The following is a 25,049-nucleotide window of genomic DNA, read 5'->3' as shown; positions in this document are numbered from 1 at the left end:
TTATTACTTTCCAGATTGACGGCGTTTAAACGCTTTCGCAATCAACGCTGTGGTAATTTTAGTATCGTGATGCAATACGGCTTCTTTTGCCGCATCTTCACAGGCACGGGTGATTTCTGCTGAACTCAGGCCATCCGCTGCTACCGTTATATCGGCCCACGCCAATGAGTCAGTATCGAATACCGCCAGACGGTTCTCGATAAGCTTTCTGATTTGATCTTTGCCGGGTTTTTCAAACTGAATGATATCGTCGAAGCGACGATGAAGTGCTTTATCAAGCAGTTCAGGATGATTGGTAGCCGCCACGATGATACTTTCGGAGGCATCCTGTTCTACAAATAAAAGAAATGAGTTCAGAACCCTGCGAATTTCTCCCACATCATTCTGAGCACCACGCTGCGTTCCAATGGCATCAAACTCATCAAAAAGATACACGGCACGGGTTTGTTTGATGTGATCAAATATCAATCTGAGCTTGGCCGCTGTCTCACCCATAAACCGAGTAATCAGGCTGTCGAGAACGATGGTATATAAAGGCAGTTTTAACTCCGTCGCCAAGACTGCGGCTGACATAGTCTTGCCTGTACCCGGGGAACCCGTAAACAAGAGTTTACGCCGAGGGAAAAGCCCGTACTGAGTAAGCCGGTCTTTTTGTCGCTGCTCCAAGAGGACTTGCTCTAGACGCTCACTAATTTCACTGGACAACACTAGCTCGCTGCTGCGAACTGTCGAATGTGTTAGCTCAAGAAGTCCTTTAAGATCACCTTTCGGCTGCTGAACCAGAGGTGTGGGCTTGGCGACGGCTAACCCAGTATTTTTGAGACCTTTTTGAGACCTTTCGATCATCGATTTAATATCGCCCGCCAGCTTGTGATGGCCCTGACGTGCCTCCTTTGCAGCCACCTGCAAGGCAATAGAGTAGAACCGCTGATCGTCACGATCAGCGTGGCTCTTGAGTAGCGCTTTTATTTGCTCAGCTGTAGCCATGGTTTCCAAAGCTCCCTATTGATCCATGATAGATGATTTCACTCCTTCATAGAACAACAGAGTCTGCCTCTTATACTTTGGTCCGTCCCCTGAAAAACCGGCATGACCGAAACCTCGTAGGTCGGACCCTCCACCCGGTGGCCGGGCATATATTTCGCCTAGCTCAAAAAGCCAAAGCCCTCTGACAGCCTGCGCTGGCGTATTCCCTCGCCTATCTAATCGGGAGGGACAATAACACCATGCTCACCATTGATTAAATATTGCAACAGAACTAAAACTATATGCTACTTTTAATGATAATTCCATACTAAAGCCTTCCGCATGATTAGATTTTGGTGGATTTTTTATCCATGAACGTAATACCCAAGCACCAGATAATCAAGCACTTGCAGGCAGAGCTCCCACGCGGGGCGCCATTCGACCTGGCCATCCTGGCCCTGTATGGCGTATCGCCGCAACTTGCCGCTCACTATGTGGAGGCTGGTTGGCTCGTGCGGTTGGCGCAGGGGGTCTATGCCTTCCCGAACGACGATTTTGATGTCTACGGTGCCCTGAAGCTCCTGCAGCAACGTGTGCCTGGCTTGCATATCGGCGGCAAGACTGCGCTTGCCCTGCAGGGCGTACGGCACAACCTGGGCAGTCGCGAGACTTGGGTGCTGTGGGGCGACAAGCGTTATGCATTACCCGCCTGGTTCACCTCCCGCTTTCCTGCGCGCTATTGCCATGCCCGCCTGTTTGACTGGCCTGACACTGCCCTGGCGACCAGGACCCTGACCACACCGCCCGGCATGCCAGACCCTATCGAGATGGCTTGCCCTGAACGAGCCGTACTGGAGCTGCTGTACGAAGTCGGTGTGAAACAAAGCCTGGAAGAAGCGCGCAACCTCTTCGACGGTCTGCGCTCACCTCGCAAGGAGGTTCTCGGCGAACTGCTGTCCTGTTGCACCAGTGTAAAAGCCGTGCGCCTGTTCCTTACCTGGGCCCGTGAGACCAACCTGGTGGACGTTGATGCCTTGTTGTCGCAGTATCCGGTCCGCACAGGCAGCGGCTCACGCTGGATGAGCCGCCTTGATGACGGCACTCTGCTGAGTCTGCGACCCCATGGATAGGGGCTGCTGAAACGAAAGCATTCACTAATGTGCGCTGGCTGTTACCGGAGCCGCCGCATTCCGTATTGCCCATAGCGGCCGCTTGGCAATTGCCCTATACCGAATCTTTGAAACGGCCAAAGCGCTGGGGAAAGGAGCAAGGGAATGGTACCAAGGGGAAAGGCTCTACTCAAAAAGGCTAAAAGGCTCCCTCTCCAGCCCGACAACTGGGGATAGCCATGCTTTCATTGTTTCAGTACAAAGGGTTTCACCGCAAAAGGCGTCAGCCTTCAACAGACTCCAGCACCCGCCCGGCAGAGTTACTACTACCGCAGCCCGCCTCGATTTTGTTGGCCACACCGCGTCGCCAGAAGCTGCTGGATCATATCTGGGAGAGAACGTCACTCTCGCGAACTCAGTTCTCTTTGCTTTACCTGGCTCCGCTCGAACGCTACGCCGAACTGGTGCAACAATTCCCCGCCTCTGAAAGCCACCACCACGCCTACCCCGGCGGCATGCTGGATCACGGCCTGGAGATTGTTGCCTATGCCCTGAAACTGCGGCAGTCGCACCTGCTTCCCGTGGGGATGAAGCCCGAAGAGCAGGCAGCGCAGGCGGAAGTGTGGACTGCTGGCACAGCCTATGCCGCTCTCCTGCACGACATTGGCAAAATCGCCGTCGACCTCCATGTGGAATATGCCGACGGCTCGCTATGGCACCCCTGGCACGGCGCACTGCAGCAGCCCTATCGGTTTCGCTACCACGAGAATAGGGAATACCGCCTGCACAGTGCCGCCACCGGGCTCTTGTATAACCAGCTTCTGGATCGTCGAATCCTGGATTGGCTCAGTCAGCACACCGACTTGTGGGCTGCCCTGCTGTACGTGCTGGCGGGTCAGTATGAACATGCCGGCATCCTGGGTGAACTGGTGATCCGGGCCGACCAGGCCTCTGTCGCCCAGGATCTGGGTGGCGACCCAGGCAAGGCAATCGCTTCACCCCGGCATACCTTGCAGCGGAAGCTGCTGGATGGCCTGCGCTACCTGCTCAAAGAAGAATTCAAGATCAACCAGCCCCAGGCCTCGGACGGCTGGCTGACACAGGATGCCCTGTGGCTGGTGAGCAAGACCGTTTCCGACAAGCTCCGCGCCTACCTGCTCTCTCAGGGTATCGACGGCATTCCATCCAACAACACGGCTCTTTTCAATATTCTGCAGGAATACGGTATTGCGCAGCCCACCTCGGATGGCAAGGCCATCTGGAAGGCGACAGTCACCAGTGACTCGGGCTGGGAGCACAGTTTCACCTTTCTGAAGCTCTCACCAGCCGCCATCTGGGAGGGGAGCGATCGTCCAGAAGCCTTCGCCGGCCGGGTGCAGCCAGAACTCGGCGCAGTGGATACAGCAGATTCTGCACCAGCGACGGAGGGCGCGGTCATTGACGAGACTCTGCCGATTAAAAATGCTGCCCGCGATCCGGTCGCCTCACAGAAAGATGGAGATCACTTGGGTGATCTGCTTGATTTGCTGGAAGAAACCGAAACTCAAGACGATCCTGTAGTCGAGAACGCACCACATACTGAAGTTTTGAGCGAGACCGCCGACCCGCCAAGTCCCGCCGAACCTTCTCACGCTCCGTCAGGAGAGCATTTCATGGAGTGGTTACGCACAGGCGTTCGGAGCCGAAAACTGATCATCAACGATGCCAAGGCGCTGGTTCATACCGTGAATGGCACTGCGTATCTCATCAGCCCCGGCATATTCCAACGCTATACCCAGGAACACCCCCGAGTGGCGGCGTTGGCCAAAGCCGAGCAGCTCTCCGCCTGGCAGTGGACTCAGAAGCGCTTCGAGAAACTGGGTCTGCATCGCAAGCAGACCAACGGGTTGAACATCTGGACCTGCGAAGTCAAAGGCCCCCGCAAGTCTCGGCGAGTGCATGGCTACTTATTGTCCGACATGCAGGCCCTGTTTGACGAAGCCTTACCGGACAACCCGTACCTTTGCCTTAATCAATCCAACGCATAAAAGGCTCTCGGTCTGCCAGAGAAGACAAGGTTCTCCCCTTGTGCGCATCCTAAACCGATGCTTGACCGACATCGGCTGCATAGTGTTAAACTACCGCAGATATTTTTTGCCTGAATGAAGTCATGTCAAAGGTCTGGACGATAATACTGTTCGCGGTACTGATGGTGATGCAAACGCTCTCCATCGCATCCGACGTATTGCCGTCCCATTTGGGTGACATCCACCACGATCAGGCGCACTCACACCACGCTTTCGGCGATCCCCCTGCCGCGGCAGATGATACTTCCGACGGGCAGGGCAACAATGGTTTGCCGGAAATGCCCGACCATTGTCACGCCAACCACTGCCACGGCTCTCATTTGCTGCTGGCCATGCACGTTTTTGATCTTCCCCTCTTGATATCGGAACACGTGGTTCCGAGCTATACCGCGCATAATACCTCCGCCCACGTCGACACCATTCTCCGCCCCCCCATAGCCTGATCCTGCGAGTCAATCCTCCCCCTCTTTTTTTTGGAGGGGCTGGAACTATTTTCCTTTTGATTTCACAGGAATCATGCGATGCATCACCACGATTTTTTGTGGCGCCCGCGGCGTGGGCGTCGCGTCATTCTACTGGCGTTGGGCCTGATTTTTTTCAGCCCTGCGGCAGTACTCGCCGAAGCACCAGCACAGACTCTGGCATTGCCGGAAGCCGTCTCCCGAGCGTTGGAGCTCAATCCTGGATTACAGGTTTTTACGCCCAGATTGAAAGGGCTGGAAGGTAAGCGCCTGACGGCTGACCAGAACCCGGCTTTTGAGCTGGGTTTCGAAGCGGAAAACGTGCTCGGTTCCGGGCCATTCAACGGGATCGATGGGGCGGAATACACCCTGTCGATAGCCTCGGTTATTGAGCTTGGAGGCAAGCGTGAGGCTCGCACCCGGGCAGTATCCGGGCGCTACGCGCTGGTGGAGGCGGAGCGCCGTGCCGAAGCCCTGTCCCTGCTGGCGGATGTCACCCGCAGCTTTATCAGCGCCCTGGCGTTGCAGGAAAAGCTGAAGCTTGCGGAAGACGCGGTAGCGCTGGCCGAGTCCACACACCACATTGTCAGGCAGCGTGCCGAGCGCGGCGCCACCCCCCAGGCGGAAGTGCTGCGCGCCCGGGCAGAGCTGACCCAGAGCCGCCTGGAGCAGGATCGTTTGCAGGCCGCCTTTGATGGCAGCCTGATGGCCCTGGCCACCCTGCTGGGCAGAGAGACTGCAGACTTCGAGCGGCTGCGGGGGGATCTGTTTGCCTTCAGTCCCCCGGACAGCTTCGCCAGTCTGTTCGAACGCGCCCGCGACAACCCCGATATTCAGGTATTTGCCAGCGAGGAGCGCCTGCGAGAGGCGGAGCTGGCATTGGCCCGCAGCCAATCCCGCAGTGATGTGCGTTGGCAGATAGGTACCCGCTATATGGAGGAGACGGGCGACTCCGCCCTGGTGGCTGGCGTCTCCATGCCACTGTTTTCCGGTCGTCGCAATCGCGGCGAGGTGCAGGCGGCCCAGGCTGCCCGGGACGAGGTCGGATTCCGCCGCGAGAACGCCCTGTTGGCACTACGAGCGCGACTCTATGAGGCCTGGCGCTTGCACCAGCAGGCTGTAGCGACTGCGGAGGCGATGCAGGCGCGGGAGCTGCCCGACCGCCGCGAGGCCCTGGAATTGACTCGCACTGCCTATGAACAGGGCCGCTACGGCTATGTGGAGTGGGTGACGGCACAGCAGGAACTGCTAGCCGCCCGGCGCAATCGTGTGGATGCCGCCACCACGGCGCTGCTCAACCAGGCGTTGATAGAACAGCTTACGGGGCAGTCATTGGCTGCCACGGAAAGTAGCTCAGGCTACTGACAGAACAGGATTATTCATTTTGAAACGACTACAGATTTTACTGAGTATTGCCGGCATGCTGTGCTTGGCGTGGGGGCCGGTACAGGCCGCGGAGGATGAGCATGGTGCTGAACAGGCTGCCGCCGGGGAAGGGCCTAATGGAGGCAGGCTGTTGGAGGACGGCGCTGTCACCCTGGAGTTGGCGATTTATGAACAGGGGGTCCCGCCCGAATACCGCGCCTGGATCAGCCGGGATGGCGAGGCGGTTACCCAGGGCGCCGAGCTGATTGTCGAATTGACCCGTTTGGGTGGGCCAGTGGATCGGTTCACATTCACCTATCAGGGGGATTACTGGCTGGGTGACGGTATAGTGGAGGAGCCGCACTCTTTTGATGTGACAGCGGAACTGACACTTGATGGCCAGGATCATCAATGGGCCTGGCAATCCCACGAAGGCCGTACGGAAATCTCCGCCGATATGGCCGAGCAAGCCGGGATAGGCACTCGTGAGGCAGGCCCGACCACCATCGAGCGCCGAATTGCCAGTTATGGTCAGTTGATTGCCAATCCGGAAACCATCGCCCATATCAAGGCGCGATTCCCGGGGCTGGTCAAGCACGTCGCGGCCCGCCTGGGCGATATAGTGCAAGAGGGGGCGGTGCTGGCCACCATCGAGTCCAATGAAAGCCTTCAGACCTATGAGGTTCGAGCGCCCTTTGCCGGTACCGTCATCCAGCGCAACGTCAACGTCGGTGAGTTGGCCGAGGGGCAATCCCTGTTTTCTGTAGCCAACCTGGATACCTTGTGGGCAGAGCTGAAAATCTTTCCGGGACAACGAAAGGAAATCGCCGCCGGTCAGACCGTCCGTATTGTCAGCGAGGGGGATGAATACCTCAGCAATATCGATCACCTGCTACCCAGCAGTAACAATGCCCCTTTCACGATAGCTCGCGCCGAAATCGACAACGCACAGGGCGCTCTAACGCCGGGGCAACTGGTTTTAGCGGACATTGTGGTGGAGAAGATTGATGTGCCGCTGGCGGTGGACAACCGCGCCCTGCAGTCGTTCCGCGACTGGACCGTGGTGTTTATCCAGGTGGGCGACACCTACGAGATCCGCCCGCTGGAGCTGGGCCGCAGCGATGGCCACTTTACCGAGGTGTTGTCCGGACTGAACCCCGGTGACACCTATGTGGTGGAAAACAGCTATCTCATCAAGGCGGATATCGAAAAATCCGGCGCCAGCCACGACCACTAAGGGAGAAGCATTATGATCGACGCCATCGTGCGCCTCTCCGTGGAGCGGCGCTATCTTATCCTGTCCCTGATTCTGGTGATCGTCGGCCTCGGCGTATGGAGCTTTCAGCGCCTGCCCATCGACGCCGTGCCGGATATCACCAACGTCCAGGTGCAGATCAACACCGAAGCACCGGGCTACTCGCCGCTGGAGGCGGAGCAGCGCATCACCTTCCCGGTGGAAACCGCCCTCTACGGGCTGCCCAATCTGTCCTATACCCGCTCGCTGTCCCGCTATGGCCTGTCCCAGGTCACCGTGGTGTTCGAGGAGGGCACGGACATCTACTTTGCCCGCAACCTGATCAATGAACGCCTGGGAGCGATCAAAAGTGCCCTGCCGCCGGGGCTGGAGCCGGAAATGGGACCCATCGCCACGGGTCTGGGCGAGATATTTATGTACACTGTGGAGGCCGAACCCGGCGCCACCCAAGACAATGGCCAACCCTGGGACGCCACCGCCCTGCGGGAGGTGCAGGACTGGATCATCAAGCCCCAGCTGGCCCAGGTGCCCGGTGTGATCGAAATCAACACCATCGGTGGCTATGACAAGCAATATCACGTCACGCCCTCGCCGAAAAAACTGCTGGAGTTCGGCATCACCCTGGATCAGGTGGCAGGCGCCCTGCGCGCTAATAATGCCAACCGCGGCGCCGGCTATATCGAGCGCAATGGCCAACAGTTGCTGGTGCGCTCACCCGGGCAATTGAAGACCATCGACGACATCGAGCAGGTGGTCGTTGCCAACCGGGACGGTGCGCCGGTGCGTATTGCCGACGTCGCGGAGGTGGCCATCGGCAAGGAGTTGCGCACCGGCGCCGCCACCCGGGATGGGAAGGAAACCGTGTTGGGTACCGCCATGATGCTGATGGGGGAAAATTCCCGTAGCGTGGCCCAGGCCATTGCCGAGCGGGTGGAGGAAATACGACCCTCCCTGCCTGAGGGCATTCGCCTGGAAGCGGTTTACGATCGCACCACGCTGGTGGACAAGGCCATTGCCACGGTGGAGAAGAACTTGTTGGAAGGCGCACTGCTGGTGATCGTGGTGCTGTTCCTGCTGCTGGGCAATCTGCGTGCAGCCTTGATCACGGCGGCAGTCATTCCCCTGGCAATGCTGGCCACCATTACCGGTATGGTGCGCACCGGGGTATCCGCCAACCTGATGAGCCTGGGGGCGCTGGATTTTGGCCTGATTGTCGACGGCGCGGTGATCATCGTCGAGAACTGCATCCGCCGCCTCGCCGAAGCCCAGCACGGCAACGGCGGGCGTCTACCGCTGAAGGAGCGCTTGCACTTGGTCTATGAGGCCACCACCGAGGTTATCCGCCCCGCGCTGTTCGGTGTGGCGATTATCACCGTGGTGTACATTCCCATCTTCAGCCTCACCGGGGTGGAGGGCAAGATGTTCCACCCCATGGCCGCCACCGTGGTGATGGCTCTGCTGGCAGCGATGGTGCTGTCATTGACTATCGTGCCCGCCGCGGTGGCGGTGTTCATGACCGGCAAGGTGCAGGAAAAGGAAAGCCCCATCATCAGCGCCACCAAGTCAGTGTACCGGCCGGCACTAGAGTGGGCTTTGCACTTTCGCTGGGTGGTGCTGGGCAGTGCCAGTGCGCTGCTGGCCCTCTGCCTGTGGCTCGCCACCACCCTGGGTACGGAGTTCATCCCCCAGCTTAACGAAGGGGATATCGCCCTCCACGCCCTGCGCATTCCCGGTACCGGGCTGGAGCAGGCCATCGCCATGCAGGAACAACTGGAAAAGCGCATCAAGGCGTTTCCGGAGGTGGACAAAATCGTTGCCAAGATAGGCACCCCCGAGGTGGCCACCGATCCCATGCCCCCGAGCGTGGCGGACAACTTCGTCATGCTCAAGCCGCGCGACCAATGGCCCGACCCGGACAGAAGCCGGGATGATCTGATCGCCGCAATGGTGGAGGCCGTCGAACAGCTTCCCGGCAACAACTATGAGTTCACCCAACCCATCGAAATGCGCTTCAACGAACTGATCTCCGGCGTGCGTGCGGACCTAGGGATCAAGGTGTTTGGCGATGATCTCGACCAGTTGCTGGAATCCGCCAACGCGGTGCTGGAGGTGGTGGAGTCGGTATCGGGCGCCGCCGATGCCCGGGTGGAACAGGTCACCGGCCTGCCCATGCTGTCGGTGCACCCCAAACGCATGGTGCTGTCCCGCTACGGCCTCTCGGTGGCAGAGTTGCAGGACTTGGTGGCTGCCGGCGTGGGCGGCGAAAACGCCGGTTTGATCTACGAGGGCGACCGCCGCTTCCAGCTGGTGGTGCGCCTTCCCGAACAGATCCGTCGCGATGTGGACAGTCTGGGTGACCTTCCCGTGCCGCTGCCCGACGGGGGCTATGTGCCACTGTCTGAGGTGGCGGAACTGGAGCTGGCCCCGGCCCCGAACCAAATCAGCCGGGAGAATGGCAAGCGCCGGGTGGTGGTGACTGCCAACGTCCGCGACCGGGATCTGGGGGGCTTCGTGGCGGAAGTGCAGGAGCGCGTCCGGCAGGAGGTGGATCTGCCTGCCGGCTACTGGCTGGACTACGGCGGCACCTTCGAGCAGTTGCAGTCCGCCAGTGAACGCTTGGCGTTGGTGGTGCCAGTGACACTGCTGATCATCATTGCCCTGCTGGTAATGGCCTTTGGCTCCCTCAAGGATGCACTGATTATCTTCAGCGGCGTACCCCTGGCGCTGACCGGGGGCGTGCTGATGCTGTGGCTGCGGGATATGCCGCTATCCATTTCCGCCGGTGTGGGCTTTATTGCCTTGTCGGGGGTGGCGGTACTTAACGGCCTGGTGATGGTGGCCTTTATCCGCGATCTGTGGCACCAACAAGGCGATCTGATAACCGCAGTGGTGGAGGGCGCATTGACCCGGTTGCGACCGGTAATGATGACCGCCCTGGTGGCCAGCCTCGGTTTTGTGCCCATGGCGCTGAACACCGGCACGGGGGCGGAGGTACAGCGACCGCTGGCCACGGTGGTGATCGGCGGAATTATTTCGTCCACCCTGCTGACACTGTTCGTGCTGCCGGTGCTCTACGCCCTGCTGCACCGGAAGGACGGTAACGGCGGTGGCTCGTCACCTGGCACTGAGGCCGGCTGATCATGCTTGATCGTCTGATCACGGGGGCTGGATGTCGCCGTGGCCTGGATAACCGAGGTATCCAACATGAGTGGTTCTGATGATGACACACCCCATGATGCCCCCTCACACCGGAAAGGCGATGCCGATGACTCGGTTCACTTCAGGTCGTACCGTATCCACTGCATCAACGGCCGCTGGTATTTCCTCACGCGGGAGGGTGGCACTGTCGGGCCTTTCTCCACCCGAAAGGAGGCGGAGACCCACCTGTCTGAATTTTTGAAGCATGTCAGGCCATAGCTATTATGTCTTCGTGATCGGAAGGAGGGAAAACAATGCACTGGCTCATCACCAAATACCTTATCACCGCCACCCTGGTGGTTGTGGTATCGGAAATCGCCAAACGCAGCGACAGACTGGGCGCGCTGGTGGCGGCGTTGCCTCTGGTTACCATCCTGGTGTTGATCTGGATGCAAGTCGAACATCAACCCCCGGAAAAACTGGCCCAACATGCCCGGTACACCTTCTGGTACGTGATTCCGACGCTGCCGATGTTCCTGGTGTTTCCGGCATTGCTGGCCCGGTTGGGGTTCTGGCCGGCACTGGCCCTCAGCTGTGCCGTCACTGTCGTCTGCTTCGGGATTCTTGCCCTGACAATCCGTCGGTTTGGTGTCGAGCTGTTGCTTTGAGCGGGCAAACGTAAGGCCGTAATCGAGCACTTGGAGGACTGATAATGACTCATGACCATCAGGATCCCGGTCGTCTAGACATGGAAAGCGGCGACCGCCGCGTCGCTATCGCCATCTGGGCGAACGGGATACTGACCGTCGCGCAAATCGTCGGCGGCCTTTTGGCGGGCAGCCTCGCACTGATTGCCGACGCACTGCACAATTTTTCGGACATGGCCTCACTGGTCATTGCCTTCGCCGCCCGCAAGATCGCGCGCCGTCCCGCCGATTCCCGCATGACCTTCGGTTACGGACGCATTGAGGTGGTGGCCGCGCTTATCAATTACACCACCTTGATCATGATCGGACTCTATCTGATCTACGAGGGCGGGATGCGGCTGATTAATCCCCCCGAGGTCACCGGCTGGATGGTAGTGATTGTCGGTGGCGTCGCACTGTTGGTGGATACGCTGACGGCGCTGCTTACCTACTCCATGCAAAAAGGCAGTGTGAACATCCGCGCCCTGTTCCTGCACAACCTGTCGGACGCCCTGGCCTCAGTCGCCGTAATTGTGGGTGGCACGCTCATTCTTCTCTACGAGATGCGCTGGGTCGATCCGGCCATTACCATCGGTATCGCGCTCTACGTGCTCTATCTCGCCGTTACTGAGATCGGTACACCACTGCGTACCCTGATGCTCGGCAGCCCACTCGAGATTGACGGTGAAGCGGTGATCGAAGCGGTACAGGCCGTTGACGGCGTGACCCAATTGCATCACGTGCATTTCTGGCAGATGGAGGAAAACATCCCGGCCCTGGATGCCCATGTGGTGCTGACCGAAGATGGCTGGACCTGTATTGAGGCGATCAAGGCCGAGATCAAGGCGATCCTGAATGAGCGTTTCGGTATTGGCCATTCCACGCTGGAGTTCGAGCACCCGGACCACGCCCATGACGGCGCGGCGGTATACGGGCATCCCGAAGAACCGCACAAGCACTCCCATTAACGAAGAGTGTGTGAAACCCAAGGTCGTGCGGACGAATCAGCCGCGCAGCGCGAGAATGCGCCGCGCACCGTTGAGAACGATCAGGCCCACGACGGTCCCGATGACCAGGTCGGGATAGTGGGAACCCGTCCAGTACACCAGGGCTCCCGCGACGATAACGCCGAGATTGATCACCACATCATTGGCCGAGAATATCCAGCTGGCCTTCATATGGGCGCCGCCTTCACGGTGCTTCGATATCAAAACCAGACATGCGACATTGGCGATCAATGCGGCCGAGGCAACGGCCATCATCATCAGGGACTCCGGTTCACTGCCCAGCAGAAAACGTCGGGCCACTTCGGCCAGGACACCGATGGCCAGTATCAACTGTAGAATGCCCGCCACATGCGCGGCACGCACCTGCATATTGATACTGCGTCCCACGGCATAGAGCGCCAGCCCATAAACCGCCGCATCGGCGAACATGTCCAAGGAGTCGGCAATCAGACCGGTGGACTGGGCAATCAGACCGGCAATCATTTCTACGACGAACATGAAGCCGTTAATGCCCAGCAACAGCCACAGAGTGCCGGCTTCTTGAGCTACTGAAGCAGCGGATGCGTGCAGCGACTGGATGGTTTCGGAATCCGCCGGGCGGGTTGCCTGCAGCGAGGCACCCAGGCCCAGGTTTTGCAGCTTTGTCGTAATGGGCCCTGCGTCGCCGTCGTGCACAACCTCCAGCTGGCGGCCCGGCAAATCAAATGACAGTACGCGCACATCATCCAAGTCAGCCAGCGCCAGGCGGATCATTTGTTCTTCAGAGGCGCAGTCCATCTTTGGAATGACGTATCGACTGATCCACTCCCCCGGGAGGTCGGCAGAGGAAAGACGCTCGGCATCTGCCCGGGCTTTTTCGGTCCCGTTGCAGGGTTCATCACAGGGTTGACGCATGACGTGGTTTCTCTTGAGCCAGTGAATGCTACAATTTAACACCTTATAGTGACTATAAGGTCAACAGGGCAGGGGCAAGTCTGGAGTGAGAGTGATGCGCATAGGACAGCTGGCACGGAAGATGGGTGTCGATACCCAGACCATCCGCTTCTATGAAAAGGAAGGTCTGCTGCCGACGCCGGACCGGCAGAAAAACGGCTACCGTACCTATGGTAAAAAGCATGGTGAGGAGCTGGCCTTTATCCTTGGCTGCCGTCTCCTCAATCTCTCGTTATCGGAGATCCGCCAGCTACAGGTCTGCCGGAAGAACCCTCATCAACCCTGCGCGGCCATCAACACCCTGCTTGACGACCACATCGCGCGTGTTCAATCGCAGATCGCTACGCTTGAAGCTCTCCAGCAACAACTGGCTGTCCTGAGGAAGCAGTGCGACGATGATCGGGCCGTGGCCGAGTGTGGGATATTGGCGGGTATTGGCGAGGGTCCAAGATAGCCACTGCGAAGTAAAAGCTGCGTAATCGGATACCCCGAGAGGCCGCGGTGCGAAATCTCCACCCACAGCATTAGCATTTGTTCATGGAGTCTTGATGCGAGAAAAGCTGGAGCAATACCAGGTCTGGGTTTATCTCATTACCATCCTCACCGGTATGATGATCGGTTGGGGCTGGCCGGAGCACACGCGCCACTGGGAGATGCTGCTCTGGCCCGTGCTCGGCGCGCTGCTGTACGCTACCTTCACCCAGGTCCCCTTGATTCACCTGGCGGAGGCCTGGCGCGACCGCCGGTTTTTCCCCGCCCTGCTGCTGGGCAATTTTGTGCTGGTGCCGTTGCTCGTCGCCGGATTGCTGCCACTGCTGCCGGATAACCCCGCCATTCAGTTGGGAGTGCTTCTGGTTCTGCTGGTGCCCTGCACCGACTGGTTTATCAGCTTTACCCATTTGGGCCACGGCGACAGTGCCTGCGCCATCGCCGCCGCGCCCGTGCTGTTGATCGCCCAGCTGGTACTGCTGCCGGTATATCTCTGGCTGTTTATAGGCGAAGTGGCCATCGAACTCGCCCTCGGCAGCCATCTGCTGCCGGCGTTCTTTGGTTTGATCATCACGCCGCTGGTGCTGGCGTGGTTTACCGAGCGGCTGGCGGAAAAGCATCTGCCGGTCAAGACGCTTGTCAGCAGACTCGGCTGGCTGCCGGTGCCATTGCTTGCGCTGGTGGTGTTTCTGATTGCCGGCTCCCAGGTGAGCCTGGTGGTTGAACAGGGCAAACTGTTTTGGACGGTGCTGCTGGTGTTCGCACTCTATTTGGTGGCCGCTGCGCTGATCGGTAAATACCTCAGTCGGCTATTCCAGTTGGCGCCGCCGGCGGGTCGAACGCTGGTTTTCAGCCTCGGTACCCGCAACTCCTTTGTCATGCTGCCGCTGGCGCTGTCATTGCCGGATGCCTGGGGTTCCGCTGTGGTTGTGATCGTTTTCCAGTCCCTGGTGGAGTTGTTCGGCATGCTGGTCTATTTACGGTGGGTGCCGAGGCACTTGATTAAGGGTGATATTCGGGGAACGCGTTGACAATGAATCCCTATCCCAGTCTGTGCCAGAGATCTTCTGCAAAAACGCTGAGCTTACGAGTACAGTTAATCTTGACGGCGGCGAACCCGTTTCCTTTCGCGGTTCTCGTCGCGGGTTTCTAGCAGCCTGCGGTATACCGATAGATCGGCATCGGTAAGAATGTAAGCGACAAACGCGTTTTACTTGCCCCCCGGGTTTGATACTCAGCGCAACCTGGCGCCGGCAAAACCGTCTCGTCCGGCGCCAAGATTTCGAAATTTATCCTATGGGTTTCATGGCACAATCTCCATTAGTAGACGGGTGCGGGACCCAAAAATGCCGCTGAGCGATGAACAGACCCCGTAGCGTCAGTTACGCATTAACATTCTCCGGTGCGGGCGTGGGGGGCCCACCCGGCAGTCCACGTCCACGCCAGAACATAAAAATGGCGGGGAACACCACCAGCACCATCAACAGCGCCGAGATCACGCCGCCCACCATCGGCGCGGCGATGCGCTGCATGACGTCCGCGCCGGTACCGCTGGACAACAGAATCGGGATCAGCCCCATAAAGAGCGCCAGGCCGGTCATCAGCATGGGCCGGATGCGTTGACTGGCACCGCTCTGAACCACCTCCTGCAGATCATCGCGGGTGTTGAGACGCCGCTCGATCTGACGGTCGCGCCAGGCGATATCCAGGTACACCATCATCAGCAGGCCCAGCTCCACGGCGAGGCCGGCAACGGCGATCATGCCCACCCAGACGGCGATGCTGAGCTTGAAGTCCAGCCACCACAGCAGCCAGATGGCGCCGCTGAGGGAAAAGGGCACGCTCAGCATGACCACCAGGGTCTCGGTCAGTGATCCCCGGTGCATGAACAGCATGAAGAAGATCAGAAACAGGGTGGCGGGCACCAGTATCTGCAACTTGGCCTTGGCCCGTTCGAAGTACTGGAACTGGCCGGCCCAGGCCAGCCGGTAGCCGCTTGGCACATCTACCTGCTCGGCCACCACCTGTTTGGCCTGCGCCACATAGTCGGCGATGCCGATCTCGCTTTTGACGTCGACAAAGACAAAGCCCACCAATTGACCGTCCTCGCTGCGAATGGAAGGCGGACCGGTTTGAAACTCGATGTCCGCCACCTGGGTGATAGGAATCTGAGCGCCGGTGGGCGTGGGCACCAGCACCCGTTCCAGGGCCTCGATATTGTCGCGGTAGTCCCGGGCGTAGCGCACCAGGATGTTGTAACGCTCGCGGCCCTCGACGGTTTGCGAGACCACCTGCCCGCCCATGGCCGTCATGATGACGTTCTCCACATCGGCGACATTGAGGCCGAAACGGGCCGCCGCCTCCCGGTCCACGGTGAAGTCCAGGAAGTAACCGCCAGTGCTGCGCTCGGCAAAGGCGCTGCGTGTATAGGGGGCCGTGCGCTCATCCGCCTGCAGCGCCTTTTCGATGGCGATGCCGGTTTGCTCGATGGTGGCCAGGTCCGGGCCGAACACCTTGATGCCCAGCGCCGAGCGGATACCGGTAGCCAGCATCTCCGTGCGGGTCTGGATCGGCATCCAGAAGATATTCGGCATACCCGGAAACTTCAGTTTCTGGTCCATATCCTGAATCAGTCCGTCCCAGGTCATCCCCTCGCGCCACTGGTCCTTCGGCTTCAGGGTGATCACCGTCTCCACCATGGAGAGCGGTGCCGGATCCGTGGCGCTGGTGGAGCGGCCCACCTTGCCGAACACGTGCTCCACTTCGGGGATGTCGGCAATGATCCGGTCCATGGTCTGCATTGTCTGGGTGGCCTCGGTAATGGACATGCCGGGCAGCGCCGTGGGCATAAAGAGGATGGACCCCTCGTTGAGGGGCGGCATAAACTCATTGCCCAGCTGCCGGAAAGGAATGACCGTGAGCAGCAATGCCAGCACGGCGCCTCCGACCACCGCCCAGCGAAAACGCACGGCAACGGCCACCACCGGCCGGTAGCCGGCCACCAGCCACTGGTTCAACTTGCTGCGGTCGGCGCGGATTTTGCCGCGGATCAGCCATACTGCAAGCGCCGGCACCAGGGTGATGGACAGCAACGCCGCGAAGGCCATGGAATAGGTTTTGGTAAACGCCAGCGGCTTGAATAGGCGACCCTCCGTACCCTCCAGGACGAACACCGGCATAAAGGAGACGGTGATGATCAGCAGGGAGAAGAAAATGCTGGGCCCGACCTGCTGCATCGCCTCGATCACCACGTCCCGGCGCGACTTGGCCTGCTCCTCTGGATCGGCAGCGGGGCTCTGCCATCTGGCCAGCCGTTTGTGGATGTTGTCGATAATGACAATGGCCGCGTCCACCATGGCGCCGATGGCCACGGCAATGCCGCCGAGGGACATGATATTGGCGGTCAGGCCCTGGAAGTACATGGGGATAAAGGCCATCAAGACCGCCACCGGCAGGGTGATTACCGCCACCAGGGTGGAGCGCACGTGCAGCAGAAAGATACCGATGATCAGCGAGACGATCAGCATCTCCTCGATCAGCGTCCAGGTGAGGGTATCGATGGCGTCCTTGATCAACGTGGAGCGGTCGTAGACCGGTACAATCTCCACCCCCTCGGGCAGCCCCGGTTCGATATCCGCCAGGCGCTGCTTGACCTTGTGGATGACGTCCAGGGCGTTCTCGCCGTAGCGCATCACCACGATGCCGCCGACGGTGATACCCTCACCGTCGAGCTCGGACTGGCCGCGCTGCATGGCCGGGCCCAGGGCCACGTGGCCCACCTGCTCGATGGTCACGGGGACGCCACCCTCGGTGGTCTTGAGTACCACTTTTTCCAGGTCGTCCACGGATTTCACGTAACCTCGGCCCCGGATGAACTGCTCGTGGCCTGCCACTTCAAGAATACGCCCCCCGACATCCTGGTTGGATTCGCGCACCGCTTCCACCACCCGTTTCAGGGGAATATCCAGGGACGCGAGCTTGTTGGGGTCGAGACTGATCTGGTATTCCCGCTGGAAGCCGCCGATGGAGGCCACTTCGGCCACTCCTTCCACCGCTTCCAGGGCGTAGCGCAGGTTGAAATCCTGCAGCGAGCGCAGGTCCGCCAGATTGTGGTTGCCGGAGGTGTCCCGCAGGGCATACTGGTAGACCCAGCCCACGCCGGTGGCGTCGGGCCCCAGGGTGGGATTGACGCCGTCGGGCAGGTCGGCGATGGCACTGTTGAGGTATTCCAGAACCCGGGAGCGCGCCCAGTACATATCGACGCCGTCGTCGAAGATGACGTAGACGAAAGACAGGCCGAAGAAACTCTGGCCCCGGACGTAATTGACCCCGGGCGCCGCCAGCAGGGTGGTGGTCAGGGGATAGGTGATCTGGTCCTCCACCAGGTCCGGGCTGCGTCCTGGCCACTCGGTAAAGACGACCACCTGCACGTCCGACAGATCGGGAATGGCGTCCAGCGGGGCCATGCGCAGGGCCTGCCAGCCACCGAAGGTCAGCGCCAGCACCGCCACCACAGTAATCAGGGGGTTGCGGGCGCAATAGCCAATAATCCGCTGCAGCCAGCCGATGGCCTCACCCTCGGCGGGCGGATGGGCGGGCATGTGTTTGTGGGCGTCGTTCACCATTGCTCCATCCCCGCTTTCAGTCGGCTTTCGGAGGCGATCAGGAAGTTGCCGGAGGTCACCACGCGGTCACCGGGCTCGATGCCTTCCAGAATCTCGATATAACTGCCGGCGCTCTGACCGGTCCTGACCCGGCGCGGCGCCAGGCGTCCTTCTCCCAGATCCTCGAACACAAAGCGGTTTTCTCCGGCGATAATCACCGCTTCTTCCGGTACCGCCAGGCGCTCGCCGAGTTCCACTTTCAACTTGACCTCCGCGTACATATCGGGCTTGAGCACACCGTCGGGGTTGGCCAGGGTGAGGCGCACACGCCCGGTGCGGGTAGCGCCGTCGAGGGTCGGGTAGATAAAGTCCACCTTGCCTTCAAAGCGCCGCTCGGGCAGGTAGGGCAGGGTGACCTCCACCGGCATGCCTTCACTGACCAGCGGCAATTCCGCCTCGTAGATGTCGGCCTCCACCCAGAGTTGTGACAGATCGGCGATGCGCAGCAGCGTCATCCCCGCCTTGTGGGCCGTGCCTTCCACCACGTTCCTGGTCACCACCGTACCGCTGATGGGAGCGTCCATGGTGACGTAGTCGAAGGGATCGCCGCGCCGCTCCAGCGCGGCGATCTCCTGCTCGCTCATGTCCCACAGGGTCAGCCGCTTGCGCGCCGCGGCCAGGAGTGTGCGCGTGCTGCCGCCGCGGCGCTTCAGCTCCAGGTATTCCTGCTGGGCGGCCAGCAGTTCCGGCCCGTATACCGTGAACAGCGGCTTGCCTTTCTCGACGTGCGCACCGACATAGTCCGCGTACAGCTCACCGATCCAGGCGTCGAATTTCAGGCTGATATCGGCCAGCCGGGTCTCGTCATAGCGGACCTGGCCGACAGCGCGGATGCTGCGGGTCAGCTCCATCCGCTGTGCCGTGGCCGTGGTCACCCCGATCAGTTGCCGGCGGCGGGCGTCGAGGGTCACCGTGCCCGGCGGCGCCTCTTCGGCCATGGCGCCGCCGTCGGTGCGGGTGGCGCCAGAGGACAATTGCAGACCTTCGCGGCCCGTGGCCAGGTCGAAACTGATCTGCCGCTTCGGCATGCCGGGCGCCTGTATCGCCAGGCTCAGCGGCCAGCTCCCTTTCATGGCCGGGTCGAAGATGCCTTGATAGCGCCCGGGCCCCGTCTGGCGCATGTCGGCCGGCGCCCGCATCGCGGGCATGCTGCCCATCGCCGGCATCTCCGCCACGGCGCGGATATCGGCGTTGTCCAGTGGCTCACCCTCGGCATTGCGAAGGATGATGGTCAGGGAGTTTTCGCCCACACGCGGCGTGGTGGGCTCTGTCGACACGTCCAGGCGATAGGGGCCGCTGCGGTAGGGCAGTTCATCGGCATTGTCCGCGCCGTCTGCCCCTGGCCGCGCCAGGGCGGTCACACCGCTGGCCGGCTGCAAGCCCTTCCGGCCCGTGGCCAGATCGAAGCTGGCTCGCGTGGACCCCATACCTTCCTTGCTGATCTGCAAGGTCAGGGGCCAACTGCCCTCCATTGACGGCTCAAAGGTTCCCCGGTAAAGACCGGGTTCGACTTCCGTCATATCGACCGGCGCCCGCATGGCGGGCATGGCGCCCATGGCCGGCATCTCGGCCACGGCCTTGATGGTCGCGCCGTTGACCGGTTCTCCTTCACGATTCCGTAACACCAGAGTGAAGGTGTTTTTACCGACCCGGGGCGTTTCGGGGTCGAGGGCGATACCCAACTTAAAAGGGCCGGCGCGATAGGCCGGCTGCAGGCCCGGCGAATCGCCGGTGGCCGGTGATGAGTCAGTGCCCGAGATCCAGCGGTTCCCAAGCCAGACGGCGGCAATCGCCAGGACCACTGCGGCGATACCAATGCTAATCAGTGTTGATCGTTTCATGGCGGTTACTCGTGTTCGATGGCGTCGCCGTGGGCGCCCGCCGGGGAAGATGAGGTGGCAGAAGGTGGGGACGCGCCGTCAAGCGGCCGGCCAGCGGCTTGTTCCAGCGCGGCCAGGGCCCGCAGGTAATCGGCGTGGGCGCGGGCCAGATTGTCCTCGGTGCGCAGTTGCTGGCGCTCGGCATCGATCACGTTGAGAAAGCTACCCCGGCCGGCCCGGTAATCGGCCACCGCGGCATCGAGGTTTTCCTCCGCCAGGGGCACCAGGCGCCGGCGGTGAATGTCAACCACGTCCCGCGTTTCCTGAACCCGGGCGCGGCCTCGTTCCAGTTGCGCCAGCAGTTGCGCCTCCTGATCGGTCAGTTGCCACTGGTAGCGCATCACATCGGCCCGGGTGGCGTCGGCGGTCGCGTCGCGCTTGTTGGAGAAATCGAAGGGTAGGTTGATGGTCAGGCCGACGGTCCAGCGCTTGTCAGCGTCGTCCCAGAGGCTGCTGTAACCTGCAGCCAGCTTGAAATCGGGGAAATAATCCTTCCGCGCCAGGCCGTGCTGGGCCTCGGCCGCATCGACCTGGGCACGAATCCGTTGCAACGACGGGTGCTCCTCCAGCGCGGCGGCCTGCAAAACCGGCAAGCCGGGCGGGCCCTGGGGTTCGGGCAGCGGTGCCGGCGGTGGTAATGACGTGTCGGGCGGTCGGTTCAGCAGTCCATTCACCATGGCCCGAACCTCCCGCTGGCGGCGTTGGTGGGCAACGATCTCCGTATCGATACGCGCCTCTTCCACTGCCGCCAGCAGGACATCCTGCTGGCGGGCGGTACCGACGGCGTACTGGGTCTCGGCCACCCGCTGCAACTCCACCAGCAGGTCCTTGTGGGCGTGCTTGATTTGCAGGGTGCGGTGAATGTAACTCCATTCCGCGAACAGGCGTTTGGCGGCCGCGGCCAGCACCAGGCGCTGATCGGACAGCGACTGCCGCTGTGCTTGCGCCTGGGCCCGGGCCGACTCCTCGCGCAGGGCGAGTTTGCCGGGCCAGGGCAAGGTCTGGCTCAGTTCCACCCGCTCCTGGAAACCGCGTGGCCCCCCGGCGGTCTCCGGCGCGCCGGCATAGGTGAGCATGGGGTCGTCGAGGGCACCGGCCGGGGCAATGCGGTAGTCTGCCGCCTCCGCCGCGGCCGCCAGCCCGCGAAGGCCGGCATTGTTATTCAGAACCGCCGCCACCAGTTGCTCGGCGGTCAATTCCTTTGCCCCTTCCAGGGGCTGAACGTTCTCTTCATCTAACGGCGGCACGGCGACAGCGATCAGCGGTGTGATCGTCAACACCAGCGCCATCAAACCACCAATTGGGTTTCGCATGGGGGATACCTTCCATCGGAATAGCAGTTAATCCGGGCGCCCACGCAAAGGGGCGCCCTCGCCTCATAACAGGTTGAGGGGATTAATCAGATACGCAGACGGAGGGTGGAGAGATAGACGGTACGACCGCTTTCGGCCTGGGCAAGAAGCCAGTCCGGGTCGGGTGGAGGGGGTGTCGAGGACAGCGTGGACAGCGAGTCCAGGTATGGCCAGTACACCAGGGCAATGACGTGTAACCACGTCAACGCCTGATCGGCACTCAACGAAGAGGGGGCGGCGTCCTCGACCACCGAATGGTAGTCCACCGCACAGCAGGAAGCTGAAGAGACGGTCTCTCCAGCATGATCACAACCGTCTTCCGACGGCGGTGGCATTGCCGTATCACAGCCCGCCATGCCGTCTTCACAACAGCAGACCGACTGGGGCGGCATCTCCATCGTCTCGCAGGCATAGGTAAACTGTCCCCAAACCATGAGGAACATCATAACTACCAGGAGCCAGCTTTTTTTCTGCTGCATTGTTCGTAATTTAGACGGACGCATATAGTCCATAGTGGCAAATTAATGGAATGTTGACAATGTACTTGTTGTGAGCGGACCGTCGCGCGTCATCAGTGGCTTCTTTGCATTCAATCACTGCAACAATGGTCGGGTTTACGCATTACTCCGCCAGGATCGACTGGCATCTCGAAGCACCTCGTACGCCGTATGCAAAAATACGACGCCGACAAGGCTGGCGACAATAATGTCAGGCCAGAAGGAGTCGAGCAGGATGACCAGTCCGCCGGAGACAATGACGCCCAGGTTGCCGATGACATCGTTGCGTGAACACAGCCAGACCGAGCGCATGTTGACATCTTCGTTACGGTGCTTCATCAGTAATCCGAGGCAGACAACATTGCCGATCAGAGCGATGGCCGCGACTGCTACCATGGCAACGCCAATGGGTTGAGGGCTTCCCAGCAGGCTGACCATAATACTGATCACGATGCCAAGCCCAAAGGCAAGTTGAATCAGTCCCTTGGCAAAGGCGGCACCCGCCCGCCAGCGTATGCTGCGCGCCACCACGAACAAGCTCATGGCATAGACCAGACTATCCCCCAGGTTGTCTGCGGAATCCGCCACCAAGGCCTTTGAATCTGCCCAGAGACCCGTGCCAAGCTCAATGACAAACATCAACAGATTGATAGCCAGCACCGCATACAGCGTCTTTCTTCTTTCGCCATTGGCCAGTTGATCGACAGTGTCCACATCGCAGCAACCCCCACTCATTTCAACGCTCCAATCAGTTAATCCTAAAGTCTTTCATTCTCGCTCAGCCACCTTCAGCAAAGCCGTGCGGCGCTCGGACAGAGGACCAAACTCCTCCATCACTTTGTCCATAGAGTCACCGCGGGCCAGGGCATCAAGGATATCTGCCCAGTCCTGCATGATGATTTTCCGGGACGAGATGTACTTGGTGTGGTCGTACGGCGCCCGGGATGAGTCTTTCTTCCGCTTGGAGTGCGCTAACTGGAGGTCGACCCGGTTTTCCGGATAACTCAGGAGGCCAAGCAGCGTCGTGGCCGTGGAGCGGAAACCGTGTGAAGAAAACCGGCCAAGGTAGCCCATACGCTCCAACGCCTTGTTCAGCGTGGTAGCAGACATCACCTGGCCGGGCTTGCGATAGCTCGGGAACAGGTAGTCACCCCCACCGGTGAGCTTGCGCAACTCATCAAGAGACGTCATCGCTTGCTTCGAGAGCGGCACGATATGAGGCTGGCGCATCTTCATGCGAGCCGCGGGGATGGTCCATACCGCATTATCCAGGTCGAACTCTGCCCATGTCGCCTTTCGCAGCTCTACTGTGCGCACAAAAGTCAGCGCAATCAGGCGCAGCGCAAGCACCGTGGTTCGATAGCCACCGTCAGCATCCAGGCGATTGAGAAAGTCCCCCAGCTCATTCCAGGCCAGGGGCGGGTTGTGCCTGACCCTGGGCCGCTTCACTGACCGCTTCAACAACGCCGTAGGATCAGCCTCGCAAAGCCCCTCCGCCGACGCGTAGGCAAAGATCTGCCCACACCACTGCCTGATCAGAATCGCAACTGTCGGCGCCCCACGATCAACGACTGTCTGCAGAATTGGCCTCAGGTGCGAGGTCTTGATTGCCGCGAAAGGCAGCTTACCTATCTTGGGGAAAACATCCTTCTCGAGGTACCCCCTGACCTGACTGGCGTAGTAGTCGCTCCACTGAACATTGGTATCCATCCAGCGGCGCGCCACGGTTTCAAAGGTATACTCATTCTGGTCGATTTGCTCCGCTACCTTGACCCGCTTCTCCAGCAACGGGTCACGCCCCTCACGAACCATGCTGCGGGCCCAGTCCCGCTCTTTTCGAGCAGCCTCCAGGGATACGTTAGGGAAAACGCCAATAGAGAAGTTCTGCTGGGACTGGCCAAGCCGATAACGGTACCACCACAGTTTGCTGCCATTGGGCTGGACACGCAGAAACAGACTGCCGCCATCTCGCAGCATATAGGGCTTGGGTTCAGGTTTAGCCGTTTCGATCTTGCGAACAGTGAGTAGATTGCGAGCCATGTGTATAACGCCCTCCGGTAGTGCCGTTATACACATTGTTATACACTTTTGCGGTGGCTTGGTCTAGTAGTCGTTAGACGGCAATGGATCTTACACCTTTATAAATCAGAGAGTTACAAATACTCAATGGACAATAATGGAAACCAGTAGACGCTTTTCGTAGTTATCGATCATGAGTATCATGGAGACGAATATCTCTTTATTTTCAAAATGTTAAGTCCATTTAACACGTTTTATTTACCGTTTGCAGCCGATCACAGCACGGCTGTTTGAAGCGGTGGCAAGGGACGGACAGCACTGCCGCCTCTGTTACGACTATCTCTACCGAAAGCACCACCACAATTGATGGTTGATCGACACGGGGCGGGGCACAGACCTGAATCAGGTTAATCGGACAACCGGGGAAGACACCCTTGCAACCGGCCTCGCAAAACGCCCGCGATTATAGCACGGCGAGGCTCTTGACCGTCTACGGACGTTCCCTCTGCTACGCAACGTCACCCCAACGAGAACCGGCCTTTGGTCATCGATATTACGGTAGCGGGGTAGTCCCACCTGGGATGACTATAAAAATAGTGGGGCCACCGTCTGATCAACCCACATAACCTCAAAGCACATGACATAAAAGCAAATAACGAAAACGGGTTGACCACTGACCTATGCAGCCATAACATATGGTTATTCGAATATACAAATATTCAAGAATGGTTGGCCATGACAAGAAATGAAAAAGATATAAAAAATTCGCAGACCCTTAAGGAGCATGGCGTCATGAAAGCTGACCAATTTTACAAATGCCTGGCAAACGAGACCCGGTTGCGCTGCTTGATGTTACTGCTCACCAGGGATGAGCTCTGTGTCTGTGATATTGCGGATGCCCTGGACGCTTCACAACCCATGACTTCCCGCCATCTGGCCCAGTTGCGCACCTGTAACCTGGTGAGCGATCACCGGAAAGGGCAGTGGGTTTACTACAGGCTCCATGCCGGACTGCAATCGTGGCAACGGGAGGTGCTGGCCACTACACAGGAAGGACTCGGGACAGAAGCCCCCTACAGCGAGGACCTGTCCCGCCTTCAGGCGATTGAGCGACAGAACAGGGGCTGTTGCTGAGAATTAACCGCTAAAAGTTATTGATTGG

At 59.7% G+C, this 25,049-nt stretch carries 20 protein-coding genes; 12 read left to right on the top strand and 8 right to left on the bottom strand.

The window, feature by feature from the left end; translation table 11 throughout:
• Positions 1–3: 3 nt before the first annotated feature.
• The gene (locus tag QZ516_RS01560; protein WP_297185248.1) at positions 4–987 is read right to left on the bottom strand and encodes an ATP-binding protein; all 984 of its coding nucleotides are present in this window, start codon (positions 985–987) and stop codon (positions 4–6) included.
• 350 nt (positions 988–1,337) lie between these two features.
• On the opposite strand from QZ516_RS01560, the gene QZ516_RS01555 reads away from it, so the two are divergent.
• The 9 genes from QZ516_RS01555 to QZ516_RS01515 all read left to right on the top strand — a co-directional run bounded on the left by QZ516_RS01555 (position 1,338) and on the right by QZ516_RS01515 (position 12,014).
• Positions 1,338–2,096: a type IV toxin-antitoxin system AbiEi family antitoxin domain-containing protein gene (locus QZ516_RS01555; RefSeq protein WP_297185245.1), complete on the top strand. Its 759-nt coding sequence runs from the start codon at positions 1,338–1,340 to the stop codon at positions 2,094–2,096.
• Between the two features lie 218 nt (positions 2,097–2,314).
• On the top strand, positions 2,315–4,102 hold the full coding sequence (mobH, locus tag QZ516_RS01550; protein WP_297185242.1) for a MobH family relaxase: 1,788 nt from the start codon (positions 2,315–2,317) through the stop codon (positions 4,100–4,102).
• A 122-nt stretch (positions 4,103–4,224) separates the two neighbouring features.
• Positions 4,225–4,584: a hypothetical protein gene (locus QZ516_RS01545; RefSeq protein ID WP_297185240.1), complete on the top strand. Its 360-nt coding sequence runs from the start codon at positions 4,225–4,227 to the stop codon at positions 4,582–4,584.
• Between the two features lie 78 nt (positions 4,585–4,662).
• The gene (locus QZ516_RS01540; RefSeq protein ID WP_297185237.1) at positions 4,663–5,967 is read left to right on the top strand and encodes a TolC family protein; all 1,305 of its coding nucleotides are present in this window, start codon (positions 4,663–4,665) and stop codon (positions 5,965–5,967) included.
• Between the two features lie 19 nt (positions 5,968–5,986).
• Positions 5,987–7,204 (top strand): efflux RND transporter periplasmic adaptor subunit, encoded by a 1,218-nt coding sequence (locus QZ516_RS01535; protein ID WP_297185236.1) that lies wholly within the window; start codon positions 5,987–5,989, stop codon positions 7,202–7,204.
• Between the two features lie 12 nt (positions 7,205–7,216).
• Positions 7,217–10,360: a CusA/CzcA family heavy metal efflux RND transporter gene (locus QZ516_RS01530; RefSeq protein ID WP_297185233.1), complete on the top strand. Its 3,144-nt coding sequence runs from the start codon at positions 7,217–7,219 to the stop codon at positions 10,358–10,360.
• Positions 10,361–10,426: 66 nt separating this feature from the next.
• Complete coding sequence (locus QZ516_RS01525) at positions 10,427–10,639, top strand: DUF6316 family protein (RefSeq protein WP_297185231.1); 213 nt, start codon at positions 10,427–10,429, stop codon at positions 10,637–10,639.
• Positions 10,640–10,674: 35 nt separating this feature from the next.
• Complete coding sequence (locus tag QZ516_RS01520; RefSeq protein ID WP_297185229.1) at positions 10,675–11,028, top strand: DUF3147 family protein; 354 nt, start codon at positions 10,675–10,677, stop codon at positions 11,026–11,028.
• A 44-nt stretch (positions 11,029–11,072) separates the two neighbouring features.
• On the top strand, positions 11,073–12,014 hold the full coding sequence (locus tag QZ516_RS01515) for a cation diffusion facilitator family transporter (RefSeq protein WP_297185226.1): 942 nt from the start codon (positions 11,073–11,075) through the stop codon (positions 12,012–12,014).
• A 36-nt stretch (positions 12,015–12,050) separates the two neighbouring features.
• Here QZ516_RS01515 and QZ516_RS01510 read toward each other — a convergent pair whose 3' ends face one another.
• Positions 12,051–12,947: a cation transporter gene (locus tag QZ516_RS01510; RefSeq protein WP_297185224.1), complete on the bottom strand. Its 897-nt coding sequence runs from the start codon at positions 12,945–12,947 to the stop codon at positions 12,051–12,053.
• Between the two features lie 94 nt (positions 12,948–13,041).
• Here QZ516_RS01510 and cadR point away from each other — a divergent pair, with 94 nt between their 5' ends.
• Both cadR and QZ516_RS01500 read left to right on the top strand, forming a co-directional pair.
• A complete protein-coding gene (gene cadR / locus QZ516_RS01505) occupies positions 13,042–13,440 on the top strand; it encodes a Cd(II)/Pb(II)-responsive transcriptional regulator (RefSeq protein ID WP_297185222.1) in 399 nt (132 codons plus the stop codon).
• Positions 13,441–13,534: 94 nt separating this feature from the next.
• The gene (locus QZ516_RS01500; protein ID WP_297185219.1) at positions 13,535–14,506 is read left to right on the top strand and encodes an arsenic resistance protein; all 972 of its coding nucleotides are present in this window, start codon (positions 13,535–13,537) and stop codon (positions 14,504–14,506) included.
• A gap of 351 nt (positions 14,507–14,857) precedes the next feature.
• Here the strand turns inward: QZ516_RS01500 and QZ516_RS01495 are convergent, their stop codons facing one another.
• The 6 genes from QZ516_RS01495 to QZ516_RS01470 all read right to left on the bottom strand — a co-directional run bounded on the left by QZ516_RS01495 (position 14,858) and on the right by QZ516_RS01470 (position 23,908).
• Positions 14,858–18,100, bottom strand: coding sequence for a CusA/CzcA family heavy metal efflux RND transporter (locus tag QZ516_RS01495; RefSeq protein ID WP_297185216.1), 3,243 nt, complete (start codon positions 18,098–18,100; stop codon positions 14,858–14,860).
• Positions 18,094–19,980 (bottom strand): efflux RND transporter periplasmic adaptor subunit, encoded by a 1,887-nt coding sequence (locus QZ516_RS01490; RefSeq protein WP_297185213.1) that lies wholly within the window; start codon positions 19,978–19,980, stop codon positions 18,094–18,096. The genes QZ516_RS01495 and QZ516_RS01490 overlap by 7 nt, the downstream gene beginning before the upstream one ends.
• A 5-nt stretch (positions 19,981–19,985) precedes the next feature.
• Complete coding sequence (locus tag QZ516_RS01485; RefSeq protein WP_297185211.1) at positions 19,986–21,332, bottom strand: TolC family protein; 1,347 nt, start codon at positions 21,330–21,332, stop codon at positions 19,986–19,988.
• Between the two features lie 86 nt (positions 21,333–21,418).
• Positions 21,419–21,817 (bottom strand): hypothetical protein, encoded by a 399-nt coding sequence (locus QZ516_RS01480; protein WP_297185208.1) that lies wholly within the window; start codon positions 21,815–21,817, stop codon positions 21,419–21,421.
• A gap of 168 nt (positions 21,818–21,985) precedes the next feature.
• Positions 21,986–22,603, bottom strand: a complete 618-nt coding sequence (locus QZ516_RS01475) for a cation transporter (RefSeq protein WP_297185205.1) — start codon at positions 22,601–22,603, stop codon at positions 21,986–21,988.
• Between the two features lie 33 nt (positions 22,604–22,636).
• Positions 22,637–23,908, bottom strand: a complete 1,272-nt coding sequence (locus QZ516_RS01470; protein WP_297185202.1) for an integrase arm-type DNA-binding domain-containing protein — start codon at positions 23,906–23,908, stop codon at positions 22,637–22,639.
• A 771-nt stretch (positions 23,909–24,679) separates the two neighbouring features.
• Here QZ516_RS01470 and QZ516_RS01465 point away from each other — a divergent pair.
• Complete coding sequence (locus QZ516_RS01465) at positions 24,680–25,021, top strand: metalloregulator ArsR/SmtB family transcription factor (protein ID WP_297185199.1); 342 nt, start codon at positions 24,680–24,682, stop codon at positions 25,019–25,021.
• The last annotated feature ends 28 nt before the right edge of the window (positions 25,022–25,049 follow it).

Origin of the sequence: uncultured Porticoccus sp., assembly GCF_913061305.1 — a bacterium.
Lineage (GTDB): Bacteria > Pseudomonadota > Gammaproteobacteria > Pseudomonadales > Porticoccaceae > Porticoccus.
The sequence above is the reverse complement of the archived record's forward strand: the minus strand, read 5'-3'. Positions and strand labels throughout refer to the sequence as shown.